Source organism: Bacillus paramycoides (genome assembly GCF_001884235.1).
Lineage (GTDB): Bacteria > Bacillota > Bacilli > Bacillales > Bacillaceae_G > Bacillus_A > Bacillus_A paramycoides.
In genome coordinates, this window is record NZ_MAOI01000114.1 from 1 (window position 1) to 7,320 (window position 7,320).

A 7,320-nucleotide genomic window follows, 5' to 3' on the forward strand; every position below is an offset into this window, starting at 1 on the left:
TCCCTCTACCTCCTCCAGATATAATTGACAACAGCGCATATAAGTGGAGATTGGAGAACTCGTTACCAACACGTAACGAGTTTTTATTTTAAAACCAATCATAAAGTATGATGTAAGGACATAATGTCCTTATTACACACTCATATTCCGATGATTATCTTCATAGATATGAAAGGAGTCAACATGGATCTTATTATACAAACGTTTCCTTTAGATGGAAAAACTTTATATTATGTACAATGTCCTGTCTGTAAGAACAATAGAATTTTAAACAGTGGTGCAAATGTATCGCGCATTATAAGCGATGATACATTCCGTAAACTTTGTGGTTGCACTTGTGATGTAAAGCAAGCTGCGACAAAAGTAGAGGTGCCAAAAAAGGTTGAAAAACCAGCTGTAAAGAAAGAAGCAGCTCCAAAACGTACAGGTAAAGTATTAACAGCAGTGATTAACGGGAAAGAAATGACTGTTAAAGAGATTGCTGAAACATATGACATTAGTACAAGTACTGTTCGTCAGCGTATTAACGCTGGAAAACCTGAGAGTGAAATTATTGCTCCAACAAAGAAGAAGTAATTTAATAGGAAAACCCGTGCATATGCACGGGTTTTTTATTTTACAAGTTTACGTGTTTGTTTTAAAAAATGCCCAATTTTTTTAATGATTGGTTCGATTGAATCCCCATCTTTTAAAATATCGTACTCATTAATATTTAAGCGTAAAACAGGGCATGAATTAAAGTTATTAATCCAGTTCTCATAACGTCCGTGCATCTCTTTCCAATACTCAATTGGTGTTTGTTGTTCCATTGGACGCCCTCGTTCTTGAATACGATCGACAATATCATCGAAAGAACCTTCTAAGTAAATTAATAAGTCTGGATGAGGGAAGTAAGGAGTCATGACCATAGCATCAAATAAACCTTTGTATGTTTCATAATCAGTTTCTGTCATTGTACCCTTTTCGTGATGCATTTTTGCGAAAATGCCAGTGTCCTCATAGATAGAACGGTCTTGGACAAAACCGCCACCATATTCGAAAATTCTTTTTTGTTCTTTAAATCGCTCTGCTAAAAAGTACACCTGTAAGTGAAAGCTCCAGCGTGTGAAATCAGCATAGAACTTGTCCAAATATGGATTGGAATCTACTTTTTCGAAAGATGTACGATAACCTAAAGCGTTAGCTAATGCAGTTGTCATAGTTGATTTGCCAACACCTACTGTTCCAGCAATAGTGATAACTGCGTCATTTGGTATATCATATTTTTGCCTAAAATTCATTATTATTTCGACTCCTTCAAGAGAGTATTTTGAAGAGCGGATAAGATGACATTTAAATCATCAGGATTTCTTACAAAATCCATATCGTCTCCGTTAAACTTCAATACTGGAATATCTGGATGATCCTTTTTGAAAGCATCCATTGCTGTTTCGTAATCTTTTGTAAGCTGTAGTAAGTAATTTGGATCCATATTTTTTTCGAATTCTCTTCCGCGCATTGCAATTCGTTTTTGTAATGTTTCTAGGCTCGCTGTTAAATAAACTATGACGTTTGGCACAGGCATATCTTGTGTAAGGATACGATAAATTTGCATGTACTTGTCATATTGAGAATCTTTTAATGTACGGGATGCAAAAATTAAATTTTTAAATATGTGATAATCTGCTACTACTGGCTTCCTTTGATTCAAATACTTTATGTTAATATCCTCTAGTTGTTTGTATCTATTGCAAAGAAAGAACATCTCTGTTTGAAAACTCCATTCATCGATGTCTTCATAAAACTTTCCTAAAAAAGGATTTTCATCAACAATCTCTTTTAGTAAGTGGAGTTGCATGTGAGTTGAAATTTCCTTCGCAAGTGAGGTTTTTCCAACACCAATTGGTCCTTCAACCGTGATAAATGGTACTCCGGTCACGCTGTTTCCTCCTTTCAATCAGTGATTTACCGTGACTACTAAAAACACAAAACAGAATTATTGTAGCACAAGAGGGAAGCGAGCGGACTAATTTGATATAAAAAGTTAGAAAATAGATATGTATTAACTAAATTTTAGTTGAGATGATGGTGCAATATTTGCCTTTAATGTGGCCTCCATTATTTTTAAAGCATGTACATTATCTTGATCACTGTTAGAGGCAATGCAATCCTGTGGTACATAAAGTGTATAATTTCTCATATGAGCATCATTAGCTGTAAAAAGGATACATATATTCCCAGCGATTCCTGTTAAAATGAGGTTTTCGATTTTTAAATAACCTAATAAAGAATTTAAAGGTGTTTCATAAAAAGCGGAGTAATGTGGTTTAATAAAAATATAATCGTCAGTACTTGGAGCAATGGCCTGAATAATATTTTCACTATACTCATTTGTACAATGAGTAATGAGTTGATCAATATCAGATCTCCAAAGTTGATAATGGTCATTAACATAAATTACGGGGTAGTCTAATGACTTCATCGTTTCTTTTAATTGTAAAATGGGATTCTTTATGGTCTCGCATTTTTGTGCTAGGGTGGGTCCGTGAGAAAATTGAAAATCATTAATCATATCGATGATGAGCAAGGCTGTATTTTTCATATGTAATTCCCTCTCTTTTTTCTTTAGGGTGGATTGAATTTGTAAAAGTTATCCCACCTGTAGGAAATGAAAAGAAGTGTATTTTATTTTGGGTGAAAGGACTATATTATGGAACAAGATATTTATTTTATGCAAATAGCAATAGAAGAAGCTAAGAAGGCAGAGGCAATACAAGAAGTACCGATTGGTGCTGTTATTGTGCTAGACGGTGAAGTGATTAGCGTCGCGCATAACTTAAGAGAAATAGAGCAAAGGTCTATAGCTCACGCCGAACTTTTAGCTATAGATGAAGCTTGCAAAAAATTAGGGACATGGCGTTTAGAAGATGCAACGTTATATGTAACATTAGAGCCTTGTCCAATGTGTGCAGGCGGAATTGTTTTATCTCGCGTAAAACGTGTTGTATATGGTGCAAGCGACCCAAAGGGTGGATGTGCAGGTACATTAATGAATCTTTTAACTGATGAGCGCTTTAATCATCAATGTGAAGTAGTAGCTGGTGTACTAGAAGAAGAATGTGGTACATTGTTAACAACTTTTTTTAGGGAGCTTCGTAAGAAGAGAAAAGAAACGAAAAAACTAGAGAAAAGTAATGAGAACTAACGCATTTGCATTTTGTAAAAAAACAAGTTATACTGAGAATGCCTTATTAAAGGCAACCGAATATTGGTTTTAACTTTGCCGTGCTAAGCGGGGAGGTAGCGGTGCCCTATACTCGCAATCCGCTCTAGCGAGGCCGAATCCCTTCTCGAGGTTATGTTGCTGTAAGGTCTGCCTTAAGTAAGTGGTGTTGACGTTTGGGTCCTGCGCAACGGGACCCCGTGAACCTTGTCAGGTCCGGAAGGAAGCAGCAATAAGCGGGTCTTCTCGTGTGCCGCAGGAGTGCCTGAACCGAGCTAACTGCTTAAGTAACGCTTATGGTACGTAATCGACAGAAGGTGCACGGCAGTTATATATGTATACAAAACTCACCTTTATATTAAGGTGGGTTTTTTGTATGGAAAATAACTTTTGGAATCTATAAACAGAATGGGTTATAATAAATGAGATAATAACCTTTGAGGGAGGCCGTATTTTCGTGTCATACCAAGCGTTATACCGAACATGGAGACCGCAAAAGTTCGAAGATGTAGTCGGTCAAAAGCACGTGACAAAAACGTTGCAAAATGCCCTTCTTCAAGAGAAAGCTTCACATGCTTATTTATTTTCTGGTCCGAGGGGAACAGGGAAAACGACAATTGCAAAAGTATTTGCAAAAGCAATTAACTGTGAACATGCTCCGGTAGCTGAACCTTGTAATGAATGTCCTTCTTGTTTAGGAATCACACAAGGGTCTATTTCAGATGTATTAGAAATTGATGCGGCTTCAAATAACGGTGTAGATGAAATTCGAGATATAAGAGATAAAGTAAAATATGCTCCAAGTGCTGTAGGATATAAAGTATACATTATTGATGAAGTTCATATGCTTTCTATGGGTGCCTTTAATGCGCTTTTGAAAACTTTAGAAGAGCCGCCAGGACATGTTATTTTTATTTTGGCGACAACAGAGCCGCATAAGATTCCAGCTACGATTATTTCACGTTGTCAGCGTTTTGAATTTCGAAAGATATCAGTAAATGATATCGTTGAGAGGTTATCGACGGTCGTGACAAATGAAGGTACGCAAGTAGAAGATGAAGCGCTACAAATCGTCGCACGTGCCGCTGAAGGTGGTATGCGTGATGCACTCAGTCTTATCGATCAAGCAATTTCTTATAGTGATGAGACGGTGACGAGTGAAGACGTTTTAGCTGTAACAGGCTCTGTATCTCAGCGATATTTAGGTAACCTAGTAGAATGTATACGTGAAAATGATGTATCAAGAGCGTTACGTATTATAGATGAGATGATGAGTAAAGGGAAAGATCCAGTTCGCTTTATGGAGGATTTCATTTACTATTATCGTGATATGCTTTTATATCAAACTTCACCACAATTAGAACATATGTTGGAACGGGTAATTGTAGATGATCAATTCCGTACGTTAAGTGAAGAAATGCAGCCGGAAGTAATCTATGAAATTATTCATACACTTAGTAAGGGACAACAGGAGATGAAGTGGACAAACCATCCACGAATTTTCTTAGAAGTGGTTATGGTGCAACTGTGTCAGCAGTTTATGATGCAAGCAAACGGTACAGATCGTTTACAAGCGATTATGAACAGGATGCAGCAACTGGAGAAAGAGTTAGAACAAGTTAAAAAGAATGGTGTGCCCGCTGGTGTGCAGCCGGAAGTAAGAGAGACGCGTGCAACACCAAAACCAGTACGAACAGGAAGTATGAAAATTCCTGTCGGACGTGTGAATGAAGTGTTAAAACAAGCGAAGCGTCAAGATTTAGAACAGTTAAAAGCTGTATGGGGTGAGTTGTTAGGAAGGCTCAAGTCTCATAACAAAGTGGCGTTTGCTGTTTTATTAGAAAATAGTGAACCAGTAGCGGCTTCAGATGATACCTATGTGTTAGCATTTCAATATGAGATTCATTGTAAAATGGCTAGTGAAAATCGAGAAGCGATGGATACATTGGAACAAACTCTTTTTGAATTGCTAAGTAAAAGGTTAAATATGATTGCTATCCCGAAAAGTGAATGGGGTAAAATTCGTGAAGACTTTTTACAACGCGAAGGTGGGAATTCTGAAGAAAGTCCAGAACAAAAAGAAGATCCTCTTATAGAAGAGGCTGTAAAATTAGTAGGGCAAGAACTTATTGAAATAAAAGAGTAATAATAATTAGGAGGAATTAATTATGATGCGTGGCGGAATGGGAAATATGAATAATATGATGAAACAAATGCAAAAGATGCAAAAGGACATGGCAAAAGCACAAGAAGAGCTTGGCGACAAAACAGTTGAAGGTACAGCTGGTGGCGGAATGATTACTGTTATTGCAAATGGTCATAAGCAAGTTCTTGAAGTGAAAATTAAAGAAGAAGTTGTAGATCCAGAAGATATCGAAATGTTACAAGACTTAGTATTGGCTGCAACGAATGATGCACTTAAAAAGGCTGAGGAACTTTCAAATTCTACAATGGGTAAATTTACAAAAGGCTTAAACTTACCAGGTGGAATGTTCTAGGAGGATATTGAAGTATGCATTATCCAGAACCGATATCAAAATTAATCGATAGTTTTATGAAATTGCCAGGAATCGGACCGAAAACAGCGGTTCGACTGGCATTCTTCGTATTAGATATGAAAGAAGATGATGTGTTAGGTTTTGCAAAAGCACTTGTGAATGCGAAGCGAGATTTAGCGTATTGTTCTGTATGCGGGCATATCACTGACCGCGATCCTTGTTATATTTGTGACGATTCGCATAGAGATCAATCGGTTATTTGTGTAGTACAAGAGCCGAAAGATGTAATTGCGATGGAAAAAATGAAAGAATATCAAGGTGTATATCATGTTTTACGTGGTGCGATTTCGCCAATGGAGGGAATTGGACCTGAGGATATTAATATCCCGCAGTTATTGAAGAGACTGCAAGATGAAACAGTACAAGAAGTGATATTAGCAACAAACCCTAATATTGAAGGGGAAGCTACAGCGATGTACATATCCCGCCTCTTAAAGCCAACGGGTATTAAAGTAACTCGTATTGCACATGGTCTGCCAGTTGGTGGAGATTTAGAATATGCAGATGAAGTAACGTTATCGAAAGCTTTAGAAGGCCGTAGAGAGGTATAAGAGGAGAAACAAAAATGTTCTTTCAAAAAAAGGGTAAGCTGCGTAAAGAGTATGATGATAAGTTAATTGTATTATTAGAAAAAGTGAAGAATGAATGGTTACGTCAGAAGAGACTAGTTGAACAAAGTGTTGAACCATCTCAAGATGTACTTTGTTCTTTAAAAATAGCAGAGGCGAAGTATTTTTTCTTGTTAAAAGAAGCGAAGCGTCGTCCTGTGAAGATGGAACAATGGTAAAAGGTCCTGCTTATTAAAGCAGGACCTTTTACTTTTTATCGATCTATTTGGAAACAAAGGTCCTGCTTTACTTTGGAAATATAAAGAGGTGAAAGAGAAGGTGGGAATAGAATCAGTTGTATATAGTTGATGGTCAGTACGGGGAAGAACTATTACTGATTAAAAGTAATAAAGATGAAGTGATAGGAGTTATGTTGTAGATGTTCTTTTTTATTGTCTTGTCCCATACAAATAGATATGTATAGGTCATTCATAAGGAGGAAAAAATGAATTCTACAATTATTATTGTTGGTATTCTTGCTTTGGTTTTTATTTTTCTTGTTTTTGGTGTTTCTGCTAAACCAATACGTTTTATAGGAAAAGCACTCTTTCATGTTACTTTAGGTATAGCGTTATTATTTATTGTGAATGTTGCAGGGGCATATTTTGATTTTCATATTCCAATTAATATAGGCACAGCTACAGTATCAAGTTTATTAGGGATGCCAGGTGTTGCTGCATTAGTGATTATTAAGCTATATATAATGCCAAGATAAAATTATTTTGGCATTTTTTTAAAAAGCGTTGACTTATCGGTTGTTAATATGATAAATTAATAAGCGTCGTCAGCAACGACAGAAAAAAGTTGTTGACAGATTTAACTCGAAATGTTAAATTATAAAAGTCGCCGAAACGCGATGTTGAACTTTGAAAACTAAACGAAACAAACAACGTGAAACGTCAATTTTTATTTTAGATGCTAGACAAACTAACTTTATTGGAGAGTTTGATCC

The 7,320-nt window shown here is 36.5% G+C and carries 10 protein-coding genes and 1 other RNA gene; 8 read left to right on the forward strand and 3 right to left on the reverse strand.

Annotation, left to right across the window (positions count from 1 at the left end):
* Window positions 1–183: 183 nt before the first annotated feature.
* Window positions 184–576 carry a sigma factor-like helix-turn-helix DNA-binding protein gene (locus BAU28_RS24570; RefSeq protein ID WP_071720415.1) on the forward strand — a complete coding sequence of 131 codons (393 nt, stop codon included), beginning with the start codon at window positions 184–186 and terminating at the stop codon, window positions 574–576.
* Window positions 577–611: 35 nt separating this feature from the next.
* Here BAU28_RS24570 and BAU28_RS24575 read toward each other — a convergent pair whose 3' ends face one another.
* The 3 genes from BAU28_RS24575 to BAU28_RS24585 all read right to left on the reverse strand — a co-directional run bounded on the left by BAU28_RS24575 (window position 612) and on the right by BAU28_RS24585 (window position 2,581).
* Window positions 612–1,280: a deoxynucleoside kinase gene (locus BAU28_RS24575; RefSeq protein ID WP_002174529.1), complete on the reverse strand. Its 669-nt coding sequence runs from the start codon at window positions 1,278–1,280 to the stop codon at window positions 612–614.
* Window positions 1,281–1,282: 2 nt separating this feature from the next.
* Window positions 1,283–1,918 carry a deoxynucleoside kinase gene (locus tag BAU28_RS24580; protein WP_048376543.1) on the reverse strand — a complete coding sequence of 212 codons (636 nt, stop codon included), beginning with the start codon at window positions 1,916–1,918 and terminating at the stop codon, window positions 1,283–1,285.
* A 123-nt stretch (window positions 1,919–2,041) separates the two neighbouring features.
* Entirely contained in the window at window positions 2,042–2,581 is a 540-nt protein-coding gene (locus tag BAU28_RS24585; protein WP_025151043.1) for a cysteine hydrolase family protein, read from the reverse strand.
* Window positions 2,582–2,689: 108 nt separating this feature from the next.
* Between BAU28_RS24585 and tadA the strand changes: the two genes are divergently transcribed.
* The 7 genes from tadA (at window position 2,690) to BAU28_RS24620 (ending at window position 7,083) form a co-directional block, all read left to right on the forward strand.
* Complete coding sequence (gene tadA, locus BAU28_RS24590; RefSeq protein WP_071720417.1) at window positions 2,690–3,184, forward strand: tRNA adenosine(34) deaminase TadA; 495 nt, start codon at window positions 2,690–2,692, stop codon at window positions 3,182–3,184.
* Between the two features lie 78 nt (window positions 3,185–3,262).
* An RNA gene (gene ffs / locus BAU28_RS24595) (signal recognition particle sRNA large type) lies at window positions 3,263–3,527 on the forward strand.
* 132 nt (window positions 3,528–3,659) lie between these two features.
* A complete protein-coding gene (gene dnaX / locus BAU28_RS24600; RefSeq protein ID WP_071720418.1) occupies window positions 3,660–5,348 on the forward strand; it encodes a DNA polymerase III subunit gamma/tau in 1,689 nt (562 codons plus the stop codon).
* A gap of 25 nt (window positions 5,349–5,373) precedes the next feature.
* The gene (locus BAU28_RS24605; RefSeq protein WP_176547754.1) at window positions 5,374–5,700 is read left to right on the forward strand and encodes a YbaB/EbfC family nucleoid-associated protein; all 327 of its coding nucleotides are present in this window, start codon (window positions 5,374–5,376) and stop codon (window positions 5,698–5,700) included.
* Window positions 5,701–5,714: 14 nt separating this feature from the next.
* Window positions 5,715–6,311, forward strand: a complete 597-nt coding sequence (gene recR, locus BAU28_RS24610) for a recombination protein RecR (protein ID WP_025151045.1) — start codon at window positions 5,715–5,717, stop codon at window positions 6,309–6,311.
* A gap of 14 nt (window positions 6,312–6,325) precedes the next feature.
* The gene (locus BAU28_RS24615; protein ID WP_002009631.1) at window positions 6,326–6,547 is read left to right on the forward strand and encodes a YaaL family protein; all 222 of its coding nucleotides are present in this window, start codon (window positions 6,326–6,328) and stop codon (window positions 6,545–6,547) included.
* A gap of 266 nt (window positions 6,548–6,813) precedes the next feature.
* On the forward strand, window positions 6,814–7,083 hold the full coding sequence (locus BAU28_RS24620; protein ID WP_002174535.1) for a pro-sigmaK processing inhibitor BofA family protein: 270 nt from the start codon (window positions 6,814–6,816) through the stop codon (window positions 7,081–7,083).
* The last annotated feature ends 237 nt before the right edge of the window (window positions 7,084–7,320 follow it).